General features: G+C 70.5%; 11 protein-coding genes. 4 read left to right on the top strand and 7 right to left on the bottom strand.

What is annotated here, in order from left to right; genetic code table 11:
• Positions 1-2: 2 nt before the first annotated feature.
• The 5 genes from PKD89_RS06950 to PKD89_RS06930 are packed head-to-tail and all read right to left on the bottom strand — an operon-like array spanning position 3 to position 11809.
• Positions 3-4676: an acyltransferase family protein gene (locus tag PKD89_RS06950; protein WP_289010969.1), complete on the bottom strand. Its 4674-nt coding sequence runs from the start codon at positions 4674-4676 to the stop codon at positions 3-5.
• Positions 4677-4681: 5 nt separating this feature from the next.
• Positions 4682-7180: a YfhO family protein gene (locus PKD89_RS06945; RefSeq protein WP_289010962.1), complete on the bottom strand. Its 2499-nt coding sequence runs from the start codon at positions 7178-7180 to the stop codon at positions 4682-4684.
• A complete protein-coding gene (locus tag PKD89_RS06940; RefSeq protein ID WP_289010963.1) occupies positions 7177-8370 on the bottom strand; it encodes an acyltransferase family protein in 1194 nt (397 codons plus the stop codon). Before PKD89_RS06940 ends, PKD89_RS06945 begins: the two co-directional genes overlap by 4 nt.
• Positions 8367-10274 carry a hypothetical protein gene (locus PKD89_RS06935; RefSeq protein WP_289010965.1) on the bottom strand — a complete coding sequence of 636 codons (1908 nt, stop codon included), beginning with the start codon at positions 10272-10274 and terminating at the stop codon, positions 8367-8369. Before PKD89_RS06935 ends, PKD89_RS06940 begins: the two co-directional genes overlap by 4 nt.
• A complete protein-coding gene (locus tag PKD89_RS06930; protein WP_289010966.1) occupies positions 10271-11809 on the bottom strand; it encodes a glycosyltransferase family 39 protein in 1539 nt (512 codons plus the stop codon). Before PKD89_RS06930 ends, PKD89_RS06935 begins: the two co-directional genes overlap by 4 nt.
• A gap of 105 nt (positions 11810-11914) precedes the next feature.
• Here PKD89_RS06930 and PKD89_RS06925 point away from each other — a divergent pair, with 105 nt between their 5' ends.
• Genes PKD89_RS06925 through PKD89_RS06915 form a run of 3 tightly spaced genes read left to right on the top strand, consistent with a single transcriptional unit; the run spans position 11915 to position 15866 of the window.
• Entirely contained in the window at positions 11915-13654 is a 1740-nt protein-coding gene (locus tag PKD89_RS06925; protein ID WP_289010967.1) for a hypothetical protein, read from the top strand.
• Positions 13651-15018, top strand: coding sequence for an acyltransferase (locus PKD89_RS06920; protein ID WP_324332333.1), 1368 nt, complete (start codon positions 13651-13653; stop codon positions 15016-15018). Before PKD89_RS06925 ends, PKD89_RS06920 begins: the two co-directional genes overlap by 4 nt.
• Positions 15019-15056: 38 nt before the next feature.
• Positions 15057-15866 (top strand): HAD family hydrolase, encoded by an 810-nt coding sequence (locus PKD89_RS06915; RefSeq protein ID WP_287379577.1) that lies wholly within the window; start codon positions 15057-15059, stop codon positions 15864-15866.
• On the opposite strand, the gene PKD89_RS06910 is transcribed toward PKD89_RS06915, so the two are convergent.
• Both PKD89_RS06910 and PKD89_RS06905 read right to left on the bottom strand, forming a co-directional pair.
• The gene (locus PKD89_RS06910) at positions 15867-16337 is read right to left on the bottom strand and encodes a TIGR03618 family F420-dependent PPOX class oxidoreductase (protein ID WP_289011953.1); all 471 of its coding nucleotides are present in this window, start codon (positions 16335-16337) and stop codon (positions 15867-15869) included. It lies immediately after the preceding gene.
• An 87-nt stretch (positions 16338-16424) separates the two neighbouring features.
• Complete coding sequence (locus tag PKD89_RS06905) at positions 16425-17363, bottom strand: hypothetical protein (protein WP_289011954.1); 939 nt, start codon at positions 17361-17363, stop codon at positions 16425-16427.
• Positions 17364-17492: 129 nt separating this feature from the next.
• Here PKD89_RS06905 and PKD89_RS06900 point away from each other — a divergent pair, with 129 nt between their 5' ends.
• Complete coding sequence (locus tag PKD89_RS06900) at positions 17493-17975, top strand: hypothetical protein (RefSeq protein ID WP_287379580.1); 483 nt, start codon at positions 17493-17495, stop codon at positions 17973-17975.
• The last annotated feature ends 77 nt before the right edge of the window (positions 17976-18052 follow it).

The following is an 18052-nucleotide window of genomic DNA, read 5'->3' as shown; positions in this document are numbered from 1 at the left end:
CCTCAGCCGCGCTCGGGTGGTGCCTCGACCGGGGTGGCAGGTTGGGGCGCCGGGCAGGCGCCGCCATCCGGGCGTCGCCGCCACAGCTCGAAGGCATCGCCGTAGCTGCGGTACTCACAGAACTGCTCGGCCAGCACCAGGTTGGGCTCGTTCGAGCCCGGCTCGCCGGACGTGTTGGCCTCATCCCAGTCGTCCCAGAGGTGCGAGAGGATCACCCAGTCCGCCGTGGCCAGGTCCTCGGCCAGCCCCGAGTCGGGGGCATCGGCGATGCCGGGGTCCATCTCGATGTAGCGGGTGGCGGGGTCGAGATCGCCGAACAGGTAGTACCAGTAGGCATCGCTGTAGGGCGTCTTCGACAGGTCCGAGGGCCCGACGAAGAGCCGCTCCCCCGGTTCGCTCATCCGGTCGAGATCGGCGGCCAACTGCTGTGCCGCCACGGTGAGCGGAGCGCCGCCCAACCAGAAGTTTCTGCCATCCCGCTCGATCGACCACTCGGCCGGCGGCGGCGCCCCAAGCGACTCCTCCACTCGTTCCAGGTAGGGGCGGACGGTGTAGATCGGCGCGATCACCAACAGGGCGAGCAGCACCATGACGCCGAGCACCGAGACCAGGGCGCCCCGGTAGCGGGGCCGCACCCAAGCCCGGGTGAGCTGAAACACCAGCCCCGGTACCAGCGGGATGACCACGCAGCCCACCCAGGCCAGGTGGGTGGTGTCGGCTCGCTGCACGCCTTGCGGCAGGATGCCAAGGACCAACGGGGCGATCAGCAGGGTGGTGAGGGCGCCACGGTCGCGACGCAGCACAGCCGTGTTCCATCCGGCCCGTCGACCGACGACCCATGCGGTGACGACGGCCAGCAGGGTGCCGGCCAACAGGCCAACGAACCACAGAAACACCTGCTGGGACGGCGTCGGCATGGGCAACGGCCAGCTGGGCGGCACCAACATGCCCACCCGCTGGGTAAACCCGTCAATCGAGCCCCACGATGGCGGAACCGGAAGGGCCCGCCCGGCACGCAGGTCGAACACGGGCTGGATCACCATGCCCTTGATCGCCGCACCTGGGCCGGCCAACGCCAGCTGCACGAGGATCAGCGAACCCACCCCGGCCAGAGCCGCTCCGGCCTTCCACAGCCGACGCCGGCCCTCGCCGGCGATCCACAGGGCGACGCCGGCGATCAGTGCGACCGCCAGCACCAGGTCGGGCCGCACGAGTAGCGCCGCCCCGGCGAGCGCGCCGGTGAGGACGAGCGGTCCGGTGCGGAGCGCGTGGTTCGTCGGCCCGTCGGCCGAGGTGTCGGAGGCCGAGGCGCCGACGGTCGGCTGGTCCCAGTCTGGCCGTCCGGCCACCGTCCAGCGAAGGGCGAGCACCGAGCCGACGAGCAACGCCAGCCCGCCGTTCCACGCCAGGGCGGCCAGGCCGACCGCAGTGATCGAGATCACCGCACAGGTCACTCCGGCGATCACCATCATGCGGCGACCCCACGCCCGGGCCAGCGCAGCGACACCGCCGATGATGCCGGCCAGCTGGAGGAGCCCAAACCAGCGCTCGGCGGCCAGGTTGGTGCCGAACACCTTGAACCAGGCGGCCAGCGCCCACAGGCTGCCCGGACCGTACAGGTGGAGGAAGTCGGCGTTGGGGACGTCGCCGGCGAGCACGCGCTGGGGGAAGGCCAACATGAAGCCCTCCTCCATCGGCACCCCCTGGCGACGCAGCAGCTCGCGCAGCGGCGCCAGCACCGCAGCCACGATGATCGCCACGCCGATGCCGGTGCGCCAGCCGGGATGGGCGCGCCACCAGCGCAGCGGACCGGCGCCCCAGCGCGCTGCGGCGCCGCGGCGCCGCCTGGGCGGGACGTCGGCCTCGGTCGCAGCATCGTTGCCCGACGGCTCGCCGTCGGGCCGCTCGAACCAGCCGGCCGTGTCGTGCTCGCCGGTCGTCGGGCCTTGACCGGCGTCGAGCACCCACTCCCCGCCGGGCGCATCCTCGACGCCGAGCACCCGATCGGCCAGCGGATCGTCCAGGGCACGCCCGGCCGCGGCGCGCAGCGCCGCCGAGAGTGCCACGGCGGCGAACACGATCACCGCCAGGTCCATCGGCGGCCGGAAGCGCACGTGGCCGTAGACGACGACGGTCACCGCCATCACCATCACCACCTGCGACCACAGCGGCCAGGCCCAGCGCCCACGGCGCCGCAGCATCCACCCGCCGACGGCGGCCAAGGGCAACATCGCCCACCACATCACCTGCCCCAGCTGCGTCCAGCCCAGCGGCCGCCCCTCGATCGACAGGATGCGTGCCCCCTGGGCCGGCTTGTACACCTCGAGAACCCGCCCGATGCGGGCGGCGACCACGACGGGCCAGCGGCTCTTGTGGGACATGGCGTAGTCGATGCCCTTGTCCCGCCAGAACTTCACCCGCACCGCCTCGTCGCGGGGCTCCTCCACCACCTGACGCTCGCGTTCCTGGCACGGGAACGACCAGTAGCCGATGAAGTCGCCGTAGTAGCTGTCGACGCAGTTGGCGTAGTACAGCACCTCGTCGGAGTTGGACGAGATGGTGATCGGCTGGTCGAAGGCGGTCATGTTGCGGGCCACCCAGGGCACGATCGGCAGCGTGACCGCAGCGGCGGCGATCACCAGGCGCAGGGTCCGCTCCCGCCAGGGGAACGAGACCTCGCCCTCCGCGGCCTCCGCGTCCGGACTCTCGGCGGCGGGACTCTCGGCGGCAGGGGTATCCGGGTCTGGCGAGACGGCCCGACCGCGGCCCAGCATGCCCCGCACGACGCGCAGCGACCGGGGCCCGAAGAACACCAGCGGCGCCACCAACATCGGCGCCAGGATCAGCGCCTCGCCGCGGGTGAGCACGGCGCCGGAGACCGCCAGGCCCAGCCACATCGCACCCAGGCGGCTGGGGCGGTCGCGGTAGGCGAACGCCGCCCAGACGGTGAGGGCGATGAACAGCGTGAACAGGCCCTCGGACCACAGGATGCCGTCGACGATCCAGAACTGCGGGTAGAAGGCGGCCAGCGATGCGGCGATCCAGCCGGCCCAGTTGCCGCCCATGCGCCGGGCGATCAACCCGATCACCACGACGACGCCCGTGCCGGCGAGGATCGACAGCGCCTTGTGGGCCAGGTAGGTGTCGGCGCCGAGGAACGACGAGATCGACAGGTACATCGAATACAGCGGCGGATGGATCGCCGTCGGCTCGAGCGTGCCATCCCGCACCCACCGGAACGGCTCGGAGAAGCCCCGCCCGGCGCTGAGCAGCCCGGCCTGAATGTGGTAGTAGAACGGGTCGCCGCCGTCGGGGTTGACCGTGGTGATGTGCAGGATCGAGATCATGCGCCACAGCAGCCCGGCGCCGCCGATCAGCCACATGCCACCGGCGAACACCGGCACGCTCCTGTGTACGAGCGCCCACGTCGGCCGCTGGACAAGACGCCACAGCAGCCAGGACAACAGCGCCACGATCGGCGTGACGAAGATGAGCAGGCGCCACAGCGACAGGTTGAACTGCGCGTCGGGGTTGCGGGAGGCGTAGACGGCGATGACCAGGCCGTGCCACAGGAGGATGCCGTAGGTCAGGCGAGCGGCCCGCCGCATCGCCGACGAGCCGAGCGCACGGATCCCCCACCAGGAGCCCTGGGTCCCGGCAACGACGACGCCGACCGCAACGGCCCCGATCAGGAGATAGACCAAGTGGCGGACGAACTCGTCCGTAGCGGACAACGCCTCCCCTGACGGATAGAGCCATGCCCCCGGGGCGGAGAGAATGATCAACGCCAGGATCCCCGCACGAGAGATGGAGAACCGGCGCAACTGCTTCGACGACCACTCCATCCACTGCCCGGAGGCGGAACCGGAGGCGGCGACGTCCCTGCGTTCCCAGGTGACCCGGGCGAGGGCGATCGCCATGCCGGCGGCGAAGGTGTCCAGGTGGTTGAGCAACCAAGTTTGACCCTTAACCACGGTGAGCCGCGAGACGCCTGCGCCCGCGACGTCTGGCCCGGGGATTGCCACGCCGCGGGTCACGAGCCAGGCGCGGAATGCCAGGGCAACGACCACCATTGCCGCCAGGCCCAGCCACTGGTTGCGGATGCGCTGGGCTTCGCTGTCGTTGGGCAGCCGTCGCTGCACCGCCGCAAACAGGGGCGCGAAGACGCAGAAGCTCACCCCGGTGGCCAGCGCCCAGGATGACGGGATGGGCCCGACCAACGTGTCGGCCCAATAGATATGGGTGAGCGTCAGGTACTTCGCCAGGTCGACCGCCGTCATCGGCGCAGCCCGCTCGTACACGAAGGCGGCGACGAACAGCACCACCCAGTAGGCGGGATAGATGGCGAGCAGGCGGCGCCGGGCGTAACGGTGGAGCCCAGGCAACGCCGTGCCGTCGGTCAACGCCCGGGCGAAGGGCAGGTACAGCAGGTAGCCGGCGATGACGAACAGCACCGGGATGCCGACGTCGAGGCGAGCAGCGAAACCGCCGAGGCGGTCAACGCCGGTCACCGCCACCGCCGACCCGAAGGCCACGGCGAGCACTGCCAGCAGTGCGAGGCCGGCCAGCGGGCCACGCTCGGAGTTGGAATGATCGCTGTCGAGGCGACCGCCGTCGGGGCGCTCCCCCCTCGGTAACCCGGCGTCGAGACGATCGGCGTTGGTACGCGTGTCCATGTCGGTCACGTCCCATCCGCCGACCGTCGAGCCGGCCGGCGGCGGGTCGGGCTGCGATCGGCGATGAGCAGCCCGGCGCAGACGAGCAGGGCCAGCACGCTGATCAGCAAGCCGGCGGTCAGGCCCGGCGGGCGGAAGCGCAGCTCCACCGTGCCCGGCCCGTCGATCGGCACCGCCATGTGGGAATGGTTGGCCCGAAGGATCGGGAGATTCTCGCCGTCGATCGTCGCCGACCAGCCGGGCGCCTCGTTGACCCCGACGAGCAGCCAACCGGAACCCGGTGCCTCCACGTCGACGCTCAGGCTGTTGATACCCCGCTGGTCGATGACCGCCGATGATCCACCGTCGCCGCCACCCGCAGGTGTGCGGTCGGCATCATTCTTGGCGGACTCGTTGGTGGCGGCAACATCGTCGGCTTTGAGCTCTGAATCCTTGATGGCGCCCTCGCTGGTGAGGACCGGGCCGTCCGCCGCTGAGGACGTCGCCGAGGCATCGAGCACGTCGGCGTCGCCGGGCAGCACCTCGACCCGGTCGTGCACCGACACCAGCCCCAGCGGCTGGGCACCATCGACCTCGCCGAGCTTCAACAGGTTGCCGTCCGGACCCGAATAGACCACCTCGTAGGGCCGCAGCGGGGCGAGGGCCGGATCGTTCGGGTCGATCTCGGGCACGGTCACCACCGCCGAGATCCCCTGGGAGCGGAGGGCGTCGTAGCGGGTGACGCTCAGCTCCAGGTTGGGAACGAAGGCGCCGACCAGCGGGTCGGCGAGCACCTGCTTGGTGGGAAGGCCACCGAGGTAGCGCAGCGTTTGGGCCGCCTCGAGCGGCAGCGTCGAGTCGTACCCCGACGTCGAGTCGAGCCCGAGTGCGGCCGGGTGATTGGACCGCAGGATCGACGGTCCGCCCTCGACCATGTTGGTGTTGTCCAACACGATGGGGGCCAGGCGCCCGCCCTGAGGGTTGTCGCGTTGCAGCGCGCGGGCGGCTGCGATCAGCGGGGTCTCGGGAAACCAGTCGGCATCGTCGCGGGTCTGGAACGGCGGGTTGAGGTTGCGGCCAAGCGGCACCAGCTGGGCGACGGTCAGCACGGCGATCAGCACTCCGGCGATCGGCATGACCGGCCAGCGGGCCATGCGCCCGGCGACGTTGGTTCCATCGAACCAGCCGGCCAGCGTGTCGAAGCCGATCGCTGCGGCCAGCACCGCTCCGAGGGCGAACCAGCCGGCCAGCCGCCCGTAGGGATAGAACACGTTCATGCCGGGGACGATCTCGTAGGCCAGCCGTCCCAAAAGGCCCACCGTGGCCACCCCGGCGGTGACCACCATGATCGTGCGGGCCAGCCCGCTGCCCTGGCGGCGGCTGAAGAACCCGATGATGGCCAGCACGGCGGTCAGCGTGCCGACGAAGGCCAGCCGGTAGTTCATCACCTCGGTGGTCATCGTCTCGAACGACGGACCCCGTAGGAAGTCGGTGGTGAAGGTGGCAGCCGGAGTCTCGAACACCCCCAACAGGTCGGCCCCGAAGGCCTCGCGCGGTGTCTGGGACAGGTTGATCCACGTCGGCACCAGCACCACGGCGGCGAGGGCTCCCCCCAGCCCGAAGGCCACCGGCGGTCGCCACAGGTGCCCCCACGCCGAGCCGCGGTCGCCGGAGCGCCAGGCCTGCACCGCCGAGGTGATCCCGAGCGCAGCGGCGTACAGCGCGGGGATCATCCAGATGAGCGCCTGCCACAGCAGGTGGCCCGAGATCACCATCAGCGCAACGCCCGCAGCAGTTGCCACAACCGTCCCCAGGGTTCGCCTGCGCCACATGCGGTGGACGAGCAGCGGCCCCAGCGGCAGGGCGATCATCATCGACGTCACCACCTCGAGGTGCACCCAACCCAGGTTGAAGCTGCCGAGCATCCAGGCGGTACCGGCGATCACCCCCGCCAGCGCCGACCGCTTGAACTCGCGGCACAGCAGGTAGGTGACCAGGCCGCCGACGATCAGGTGGAAGGCGACGTACAGGTCGTGGGACCAGCGCTCCGGTGCCAGCGCCGCCACCAGCCTCGGCGGGTAGAGCTGGCCGCTGGTGGCGTTGGAGTACAGCGGCGACCCGCCATCGAAGACGTCGGGCGACCAGAACGGCAGGGTGCCCTCATCAATGGCGTCCTGCAACAGCAGCTGCCACTGGTAGGACAGGTCGGCCGAGTCGAACTGGGCGGGCACCTGCGGGGGGCCGTCCTGGGCGGTCCAGGGATACACATCGGTCTGGCGCGAGCCGACCACCGAGAACGACTTGCCGCCGAACAGCGGCGCCAAGAACACCGCCGCCACCAGCACAAACCACACCAGCGCCACCAGGTGCTCGCGGGCGGTGCCCCGGGTTTGGGCCAGGCCCCAGCGGTTGAGGCGACCCACCCCGCCGTCCGACGCGCCATGATCGGCCGGGTGACCGTCGGCCGCAACGACGTCGGCCGCGCCGTCGGTGGCGCCGGCGTGGGCTGCCCAGTCGTCGGTCATGTCGCCACCGCAAAGGCCGCTGCGCTCAAGCCGAGCGTGGCCACGATCCACACGATGGTCAGGTACGGCGCCCGCAAGGCCCGGCCGCGCCGGATCGGCGTCTCGACGAAGTGAAAGCTGAGGGCGGCGACCCCCAGGGTCAGCACCACCCGAGTGAGGAACAACGCCGGCCGGTTGTCGGCGTAGGCGATGTCGCGGGTGGCCAGGAAGATCGGCCAGTGAAAAAGGTAGACGCCGTAGCTGATCTGCCCCAGGTAGCGCAGCGGCGGCAGTGACAGCACCCGGGCGAACGTGCCGCCGGCCAGGGCGCCGTACACCAGCGCCGCCGACACGACCGCCAACAGCACCAGCCCGCCGTTGACCAGCCACTCCTGGCGCTCCCGCGCAACCTGCCAGACGATCAGCGTGACCACCAGGGCCGCCCAACCCAGCGCATCGGCCCACCGGGCGTTCACCACCTTCCAGGTGGGGATGGCCAGGGCGAGCAGGGACCCGACGAGGATCTCGCCCATGCGCACGTCGGTGCGGAACTGCTCCATCAGCGGGGCCGATGGGCCGAACGCGGCCGCCGAGTAGAACACCGAGATCAGTACCGAGGCGAGCACCCCCGCCCCGGACACCCAGGCGAGCGCCCGGCGGGATCCACCGAGGGCGACGACGGCCAGCACGGCCAGCGGGAAGACGACGTAGAACTGTTCCTCGAGCGACAGCGACCACAGCGGCGAGTACGGCGACAGAAACCGGATGACCGACTGGCCGCCGGCGTCGATGATTCGCCAGTTGAACACGCTGAAAAACACCGACACCGTGTCGCCACCCAGGCCGACGCGGGGCCATGCCGACGGTACGAGCACGGTGAGCGTCAGCACCATCGCCACGTTGAGGAACATGGCCGGTGCCAGGCGTCGGACGCGCCGCGCCCAGAACGACCGCAACCTGATGGTGTGGTCGTGGTCGCCCTCGCGCAACAGCAGCGTCGTGATCAGAAACCCGGACAGGGTGAAGAACGTGGAGACACCCAGAAACCCGCCCGGCAGAGAGTGGATCGCGGTGTGGTAGAGGAAGACGGCGGTGACCGCCAGGGCCCGGATGCCGTCCAGGGAGCCCACGTAGGCGGGCGCCCGTCGCGTCGACTCGGCCTGGGCCGTGCCGGTAACGCCCGATTCTTCGGCGGTGGTCGATCGGGTCACGGCGCCGGCAACGTCCCCGGCGGGACCTCGAACACGGCGGTCTCCTCGCCGAGTTCGGTCAGTCGGGTCAGCTTGGCGTAGGTGACGTCCGGGATCGGTGCGGTGCCGAACAGGTACATCGCCACCGGCGCATCGGGGTCATAGTCCACGCCGACGGCGGCCAGCTCGGCGGCCACCTCGGACTTCAACCTGGCGGTCTCGGCCCGCTGGGCGTCGCTTCGGGGATCGAACGCCACCAACTCGGTGACGCCCGGCGTCGCCCGCCACGCCTCGGTGCGGCTGCCGGTGACCACCCACAGCTCGGCGTCCGCCTCGCCGGGTTGAAACACCCGGTGGGGCTCGATCGCCGCGGAGAACTGGGGCGGTCCGCCCACGTCAAACCCACGGTGCTCCAGCTCGAGGATCGTCCCGAAGCCAAGGCCACCCAGGTTGAGCGGGTCCTCCCAGCGCACGTCGTAGCGAAGGTCGGGGTCGAGGTCGCCGACGATCGGATCGATCAGCTCGGCCATCTGGCTCCAGCTGTTCTCATACGGGATGTCGGCTGTGACCATGCGGGCGGTGTTCACCCCGGCGAGCAGTACGAGCACCACGACACCGCCGACGGTCACGCGCTTCGCCAACTCGGCGGGGTCGGCGGCCCAGGACCACCGGAGACGATCGTCGGCGGTTGCGTACCGGGCCCACAGCTCGCGCACCACCGGCCACAGGGTGGCCACGATCATCAGCGCGGTCAGCCCGAGCACCCACCGGAACAGGTACAACACGACGACGCCGAACGCCCGGGAGATCGACAGCGCGCTCACGGCCACCGCAACGCCAACAGCGGCATCCAGGCGGGCGATGTCCCACCAGCCCCGTCGGCACACGAGCACGATCGACGCCGCCCATGCGATGAGCAGCCCCAACCCGGCGATCAGCGAACCCTCGATGAACTGTCCGCCGGTGATCCACTGACCAAACGGGTCGAGCAGGCGCAGGGTGATGCGGGCGGCCTCGCGCAGGCCGAGAACGGCCTCGTCCGGCGAGCTGAAGTGCTGCCACAAGATGGTGAGGTTGCCCGGCTCGTTGGTGAACTCGTCAACGAGCGGCGGCGCCCACATCACCAGGCCGACCCCGGCGGCGATCGCCAGGTCGACGCCGAAGCGACCGGGTTCCAGCCTGCCCAGCCCCGTCGGACCGGACGGCTCCAGGCCAGGGCTCCCCTGTCGCCGTGCCCACCCCAGTTGAGCGGCGACGCCGACAATCGCAAACGCCACCAGCGCTGGGGCGACGACCGCATAACCGGCGTGGGCCTGCACCGCCCACGTGGCCGCGGCGACCGCCAACGGCAGGGTGCGGTGACCGGCCAGCGCCGCCCAGGTGGCCAGCACCAACACGGTGAAGGGCCACAACGCCATCCACGGGTTCCACAGCTGCGTGCCCGCATCAAGGCCGTACTCGCCGAGCAGCACGGCGAACGCCAGCGCCATCGACAGCATCATCGCCGGGCCGGCCACCCGGCGCACCAGCCACAACCCAACGCCCACCCAGGCAACGTTGAGCGCCGCGACCGACGCCTCGGATGCCCACGCCGATCGGCCGAGCAGCAGGTAGATCGGGTAGGCGGCCCAGAAGAAGGTGGGGCCCGGGTGGTTGCCCTGCACGCCGGCGTCGGACACGATGCGACCGGCCGCGCCCACCAGCGGCGGGTTGGCCGGGAAGCTCTGCAGCCGCATGACCGCCTGGGCCAGGTCCCCTGTGGGGTACCAGTGTCGGAACGCCAACGCGACGGCCGTGATCACCAACGGAATGACGACCAGCCCGGTGGTGACAGCAACCTGGCGCCCCGAGCCGGTGTCACTGACGCTCGGCGCGTGGTCCTCGGTCGCGTCGGTCGATCGCAAGCGATCGCTCGCCTCGGTCACCGGAACTCCGCCTTGGCGGGGACGGTTTCCTCAACGGGGGCCACAACCTCGGTGGACGGCGCATCCCCGGCGGAAAGGGCACGGTCACCCGGCGCAGCGCCCTCGACCGGGTCGGGCACACCGAACAGGCTGGCGACCAAGAGGATGAGGAACGGGATGACGGGCACCTTGAACCGGGGGTCGCCGAAGAAGGCCATCGGCACGACCGCCAGCATGATCATGGTCCAGACAAAAATTTGACGGCGCGACGTACGCCACCAGTGCCGGCGCCAGACCAGGGCAACGAGTCCGCCGATGGCCACCAGGGCGTAGGCGCCGTTGGCTGCGATGCGCAACGCGCCCTCCTGCCACGGCGCCAGCCACTCCTCGTGGGTGTAGTTCTGCACGACCAGCACCGCGTCGTCGTCGGCATGGAACGTCTGGTAGATCCGGCTGACCATCAGGCGCGGTTCCTTACCGGGGTTGTCGATCGTCCAGCGGATCGCCCGCCGGGTCAGTTCCTTGTCGTGGGCCACCTCGGCCGCCGTACCGTCGCTGGTGTCGCCGGCCTCGGCGACGCAGCCAGGCCGCAGATGGAAGCCACCGGTGGCCTGGGTGGTGTGGCCGATGCACAGGTTGTCGCCGGTGTTGGTCGAGATCAGCACCAGCTCATCCATGCGCACGACGTTGCGTACCGTCCAGGCGCCCATCACCGCGCCGGTGGCGACGATGGCGACGGCGCTCCAACGCAGCGCAGCGCCACGCTCCCACGTTCGACCTTCGCCCTCGAAGCTGCGGCCATCACGGCCTCGAAGCCAGACGACGACCAGGACGACCAGCACCGGCAGCGCCAGCGGTCGCACCAGCGCCGCCAGGCCGAACAGCAGACCAAATCCCCCCGCCCGAAGCACGCCCTGGCGAAGTGACCAGGACGAGAACGGCACGGCGAGCAACACGTACAGGGCGGCAACGAGCAGAAAGATGTACAGCGTCTCGCCGAGCACCCCGGCGGTGTGCATCACCAGGTTGGGGTACAGCGCCAGGATCACCGCAGCGATCAGCCCAACCTTGCGCGACCACAGGCTGCGACCGAGCAACCCGAGCAGGTAGACGCTGGCGGCGCCCAGAACCGCCTGAACGAGGGCGACCGCCTGAGGGAGCCAGTTCTCGAGCAATCCGAACGGGCGCAGCACCGCGGCGATCGCCCCGACGAAAAGTGGGTAGCCGGGCGGGTAGTAGGCGGTGGGCTGACCGGTGGAGAAGTCGACATAACCGTTCCCCAGCGCGATATCGCGGCCCGCGAACAGGTAGCGCACCGGATCGGTAATGCCCACCGGCTGACGGGCGGCGATGGCCACCCAGACCAACCGCAACGCCAAGCCGACGGCGGCGATGATCAACAACCGGCGGCGGAAGGAGCCGTCCGACGCAGCGGTGCCGTCGTGGAGCGAGCCGTGAGACGAGCGATCGTGGGCCGCGTCGCTCCGAGCCGAGGAGGCACCGGCACCGCCGACCGTCACCGGCGCACAGGTCGGCTCTTGGACTGGTTCGGCCACGCCGAGAGCGTAGTTGTCGGGGGCATCGCTGCTGGAGTGCCCCGTCGCGCCTGAGATCGCGGCGCCAACGTGACGCCGGCGGCCCTCCTGGGAGAAGCTGGCACGGTGCAACTCCTGCGTCGGCCGAAGGGCGACCTGATCGCCTGGGCCGTGTTAGCGGCGGCACTGCTTGCACCCCTCCCCGGCCTGATCACCTTCACCGGTCCGCCGATGGAGGAGGGCTTCATGTTGGTGTTCCCTCAACTGGTCGCCGCCGGCAAGGTGCCTCACGTCGACTTTCTGCACCTGTACGGCCCGGGCAGCCTCTGGGTGCTGGCCGCGATCTACAAGGTGTTCGGCGCCACGCTGGAGGTGCAGCGCATGGTCGGCTGGGTGCAACACGGAGCCCTGGTGTTCGGCCTGTTCGCCCTGATCCGCCCCTGGTCGCGGGTGCTGGCCACCGGGTTGGCCCTGACGGCGCTGGTGCAGGTGATCACGCCGGTCGGCCTGACCGCGCTGGCCTGGGACGGCGCCATCGCCCTGGCGGTGTGGTCGCTGGTGCTGGCCACCGCCTCACTCGACACCCAGGCTGCGGGCCCACTGCGACCGGATGGCTCCCTGCGTTCGGGCAGCACGACCGACCCCGGCCGCCCGACCTGGTGGATGCGCTGGCGCCCGGCGGTGGCCGGGCTACTCGCTGGGCTGGCCCTCCTCTACCGGCCCGACCTGATCGTGGCGATCGGCCTGGCGGTGGCGCTGATGTGGTGGCTGCTCGCCGGCCGCGACCGGCGGTTGCTCGCGGCGGGAACTGCGATCGGTGTGGCGCCGATGCTCGTCCACCTGGCCATCTCCGGGCCGTTTCGGGCGATCAACGGCATGGTGCTCGACCCGGTGCTGCGGCTTCGGGGCGGGCGCACGCTGCCCTCGCCGCCGTCGACCGACGAGCTGGCCTCCACCCTGCAGCGGGCCGCCGCCCTGCGCACCCACGGCTGGCCTTTCCCCCAGCCGAGCGCACCGATGCAGGTCGTCGTGTGGTTCTACGCGCTGCTGCTGGGCAGCCTGGCGATCATCGTCGTCGCAGCGCTGGTGTGGCGCAACCGCAGCCATCCACTCACCGCCCGGTTTCTTGCCCTGGGGGCGCTCGCTCTGGGCGTGCTCCCCCAGGCGTTGCAGCGGCCCGACACCACCCACCTGGCCTGGGTGGGCTGCCTCACCCTGCCGGCGGCCGGCGTGGCGCTCGCCGAGCTGATCCGCACCCGGGGGTGGCTGTCCGGCCCCTGGGAGGTGCGTGGCCACCGCCTCGACGTCAACTCGACCAGCCGCTTCGCGCCGGCGCTGATCGCCCTGATCGTCGGCGGTGGGCTGGCGGTATCAGCGCCGCAGTACACCTCGAGGGCCTATGTCGACCTGGTCGGCCAGGGGGTGGGCATCAACGACACCGTCGTCAAGGTCACCCGCGGTGACCGCCACTACTACTACGGCGACCCCCAGCGTGCGGCCGACCTTCAAGCGGCGATCGATCTGCTCGACGAGCGCTCCAAGCCCGGCGAAACCCTCGTGGTCGGCACCGGGGATCTTCGCTTCACCCCGTACTCGGACGCGATCGTCTACTGGATGTTCCCCGAGCTCAAGCCCGGGACGTTCTTCATCGAGATGGACCCCGGGCTGGCCAACCTGGCGGGCAACGGCCTGGCCGAGGACATAGCCGAGGCCGACTGGGTGCTGCAGACCCGGTTCTGGGACGAATGGGACGAGCCCAACGACTCGGCCAACCCCGGCGATCCCCTGCCCAACCAGGTGCTGGCGGAGCACTTCTGTGTGGTCGGCGAATGGCCAACCGTGATCCTGTCGGAGCGGTGTCGATGAGCGGCGACCCAACCCCGGCCGCCGGCGCTCCCGCCGACGCGACCGAGCCCAGCGGCGCCGAACCCGCCGGCGGCGCCCCCACTCCCGTCGGCGGCGCTGCGCCGGCCCGCCAGCCCACCGGCGGCGACCGGGCCCGCCTGCTCGGCCTCGACGGCCTCCGGGGGGTGGCCGCCTCGCTGATCGTCGTGCACCACGCCGCCAACGTGTCCGGGGCGCAGCGCTCCGCCCCCTTCACCCAGCTGGCGGCGGTCGCCGACGTGGGCGTCGCCGTGTTCTTCGTGCTGTCGGGCTTCGTCATCTACCGGCCCTTCGCCGCCGCCCACGCCGACGGCGCCCGGGTACCCGAGGCCGTCTCCTTCTGGTGGCGTCGTGCCCTTCGGGTGTTGCCCGCCTACTGGTTTGCCTTGTTTGGCCTGTGGGCGCTGGGGCTCAACTCGTTCGACTCGTTCGGCGAGGTCGCCGCCCACGCCTCCCTGACCCACGTGCTCAGCCCGGGCCTGGCCTTCTCGGGGATTTCCCAGAGCTGGTCGCTGTCGGTCGAGCTCAGCTTCTACGCCGTCGTACCGCTGATCTCGTGGGCGCTGCGGCGGCGTCGAGCCGGTGGCGCAACGCCGGCGGTGTCGGCCCGCCGCGAGTGGACGATGGTGGCGGCCCTGTTCGCCACCGGCTACCTCGTGCGCCTGGTGTTGTCGCTCGGCGAGATCAGCTGGGGCGATTCGACGCTGCGCGGCATGTCGTTCCTATGGCTGCCGACCAACATCGACCTGTTCGCCATCGGCATGGCCGTGGCGGTCTTCCACGCCCGCAACTTCGACGGGCAGGGGCTGACCGAACACCTGCGGCCTCGCGCACGGGCGGTGGCGGAGCGCCTGCGTGTGGCATCCCGGGCGGCGGGTCCCTGGTGGCTGGTCGCCTTCGCGCTGCTCGCCGCCTACGCCTACGCGGTCGGACCGGCCGATTTCAACGTCGGCTATCGCGGCTGGTTCTGGGAGCGGCGCCAGCTCACCTACGGGCTGATCGGCCTGGCGCTCGTGTTTCCGCTCAGCTGGCGTGGCGGCCGAGGGGCGACCCGGCGCGTGCTCGCCTCGAGCGTTGGTGTGTGGTTCGGCGTCTTCTCCTATGGCCTGTACCTGTGGCACAACAGCTGGATCGAGCGGGTCGGCACCGAGCTGGCCCAGCCCGTTCCCGGCCTTCCAGCGTTCCTCGGCACGGGGCCCGGCAACGTCTCGTTTCTCGCCACCCTGGCCGTCGGCTTCACCCTTGGGCTGATCTGCGGAGCGATCGGCTGGTTCGTCGTCGAGGAACCGACGCAGCGGTTTCGTTCGCCTCGGTGGCTGCCCCGCCGCTTCGGGCGACGCCGGTAGGCTGACCGCGACCGCCCCGACCGAATGAGCGCTGCCTTATGACGCCATCCCCCCGATCGCAGAGCTGGTCCGTCGTCGCCTCGGACCTTGACGGCACCCTGCTCGACTCGGGGCGCGGCGTCACCAAGCGGACCGCATCGGCGGTCGAGCGGGTGCGCCGCAACGATGGCCGGTTTCTGATGGTCACCGGTCGCCCGGTGCGTTGGATCACCCAGATCGTCGAACAGCTGGGCACGACCGACCCGGTGATCGCCCTCAACGGAGCGGTCGTGTGGGACCCGGTCAGCGGAGACGTGCTCAGCTCACGGCCCCTCGACCTGGAACTGGTCATCGATCTGGTCGAACGCCTCTCCGAACAGGACCCCGATCTGTGCTGGGCGATCGAACGACCGCTCGGGTATGCACGTTCGCCCGAGTTCGCTCCCGGACACAACGCTGACGGCAGCGAGATCGCCCCGATCGACGAGCTGCTGACCGGCGAGTTGACCAAGCTGCTGGGACGGTCCCACAACTTCAGCCCGGAGCGCTTCGAACGGATCCGCGCCCTGGTCGGCGATGCGGCACAGGTGACCCACTCGGGCAACGAGGCCCTGATCGAGATCGCCGCCCCCGGCGTGCACAAGGCGGCGACGCTGGCCTCGCTGGTCGACGGCTGGGCGCTGTCGCCCGACGATGTGATCGCGTTCGGCGATCAGGTCAACGACGAGGAAATGCTCGCCTGGGCCGGATGGGGCGTGGCGATGGGCAACGCCGCCCCGCACGTGCAGCGGCTGGCCGACGAGGTCACCCTGAGCAACGACCAGGCCGGCGTGGCCCGCATCCTCGAGCGCGAGTTCCCAACAGCCTGACTAATACGCCCCGCCCAACTTGGTGTGGTCCCAGGTGACAATCTTCTCGGCGTGGATGATCACGCCGGCGCGCTTGTTGGCCATCGCCTCGGCCACCGCACGCGCCTCCTCCGGGCTCGACGTGTCGATGTAGCGGGTCACGACCGACTCGGCGATGTCGATCACCCGAGGGTCGCCCTCCTCGATCAGCTCGGCTCGGCCGACGATCTGCACGCCGCGCAACGTCTCGTAGGTGTCGCCGTCCTCGACGAGCACGGTCAGGTTGGGGTTGCGGCGCAGGTTGAGCACCTTCTGGCTGCGGGCGAAGGTCTCGAAAGCCGGGCGCTCGCCGTCGAAGCCGTACCACATGGCGACGAGGTGGATCGTCCCGTCCGCACCGTGGGTGGCCACCTGCATCGTGCGTCGGCCGCCGAGGAACTCTGCCCGCTCCTCGTCGGTCATGCGGATCTGATCTCGACGGTTGTTGGCCACGCGTCCCCCTGGAACCTCGATCCGGCGAGGCGGTGCGCCGGCCGGGCTGGAGCCTTAGTCTGTCAGGATCGCTTGGGCCCGGCCGGGTCAGCTCGGAGGGTCGGCGAGGACGACGCCGAAGCGTTCCAGCTCGGGCACCCGGGGGAAGTTGGGGGTGCTCGGAATCGGCGGCGCCGGAAGCGGACCCGCCTCGCACACCACCTTGTCGAGCAGCCCGACGGACAGGCGCTCCTCGTCCAACAGGATCAGGCGATCCGGCCTCTGATCCCGATCCTGAGCATCGGAAGTGCCCGGGTTGCCCCCGTCCGATGCCCGCAGCGAGGCGTCAGCCGGCGCGTCGGCGCCGTGTTGGGCGGCCCAACGGGCGGTGGCAGAGTCGTACAGCGCCTTCGGCAGGCGGTAGCCGACACCGGCGATCAGCCACACCGGCACGCCGAGGTGGGCGGCGACGGCGGCGGTGGGCACCGAACCGGTGACGCACAGCGCCTCGTCGGGCCCGGCGATCGTCGCCTCGACCAGCACCGCGTCGCTGCGTAACACCGCTGCGGCCATGTTCTCGGGCGGCACCGAGCGGGCGTCGACGCCCCGCCGGCTCAGCTGACGGGCCAGCTCGTCGCCCTCCCCCATCGCATCGATCACCAACACGGTCACGTCGCCGCGACGGACCAGGCCCTGGGCCGCCTGGATCGACCAGCCGACGACGGTGACGGTCGCACCATGGCCGAGCGCCGCCTCCAACTCGCTCGCCGTGCGGTCCTCCCTCAACTCGGTCAGCACCTCGTCGATCTCCCGGCGCACGTCGTTGCTGGTCAACACCCGGGCGGCCATCCACCACAGCGGTCCACTGGTGGGGCGGCGGCTGAGGATGCGCCGACAGGCGGTCAGCAGCTCGGAGGGGTCGACCTCGCCGTAGCGGGATGACAGGCCGAGCACCGCGTCGGCTGTCTCCTCCACCAACATGGCGGCGGGGACGCCACCGGAGCGGGCGACATAGCGGAGGTGTTCGATGGGATGCAGAATCGCCAACCTACAGCGATCAGATTGCGTTGCGGGCGGCGGTACTCCCAAGCGCCTCCGGGCCGACGCGATCGAACCAGGGAGCCCTCGGGCACCCGAAAGGGGCGGCACTCGATCGCGACGACTAGATTTCGCGCTGTGGATCAGCTGTCACCCGACCTGGAACTGCACCCGTTGCAGGGCAACCCCCTCACCCTCTCCGACCAGGTGGTCATGTTTCACCTGGTCGTGGTGGTCCTCGACCCCTACACGGTCGAGAGTTCGTGGCTGCTCGAGACCGCCGGCGAGCTGTTGACCCAGTTCTTCGGGGCCGACTGCCGGGTGGCGTTCGTGTCCACGGCCGACGAGTACGACACCCGGGCCTTCCTCGGGCCTTGGGCCGAGCAGCTGCTCACCTACGCCGATCCCGATCGCACGATCGCCAAGGCCGCCGAGCTGAAGGAACTGCCGGCGATCCTGCACATCGACAACGACTGCAACATCGTCGGTCGAGCCGAAGGCTGGCAGCCGGAGGAATGGCGCGAGCTGGCGCACCGGCTGGCCAAGGACATGTCCTGGTCGGCCCCTCCCATCCCGAAGGTCGGCGATCCGGTGGCCTTCGCCGGGTCCTCCGCCATCTAGCTCCGCCCGGGCCCCAACCCAGACCCCAACTCGGGAGCCCGAACAACCGCCAGACGGTCACCTGCACTCCCCAGTTC

The sequence above is a fragment of the Candidatus Neomicrothrix sp. genome (assembly GCF_035329545.1).
Lineage (GTDB): Bacteria > Actinomycetota > Acidimicrobiia > Acidimicrobiales > Microtrichaceae > Microthrix > Microthrix subdominans.
The sequence above is the reverse complement of the archived record's forward strand: the minus strand, read 5'-3'. Positions and strand labels throughout refer to the sequence as shown.

Bases quoted from the DNA above. Each gene is read 5' to 3' on its own strand.
- PKD89_RS06945 (WP_289010962.1), bottom strand. From the start codon at position 7,180: ATGACCGACGACTGGGCAGCCCACGCCGGCGCCACCGACGGCGCGGCC.
- PKD89_RS06915 (WP_287379577.1), top strand. From the start codon at position 15,057: ATGACGCCATCCCCCCGATCGCAGAGCTGGTCCGTCGTCGCCTCGGAC.
- PKD89_RS06920 (WP_324332333.1), top strand. From the start codon at position 13,651: ATGAGCGGCGACCCAACCCCGGCCGCCGGCGCTCCCGCCGACGCGACC.
- PKD89_RS06950 (WP_289010969.1), bottom strand. From the start codon at position 4,676: ATGGACACGCGTACCAACGCCGATCGTCTCGACGCCGGGTTACCGAGG.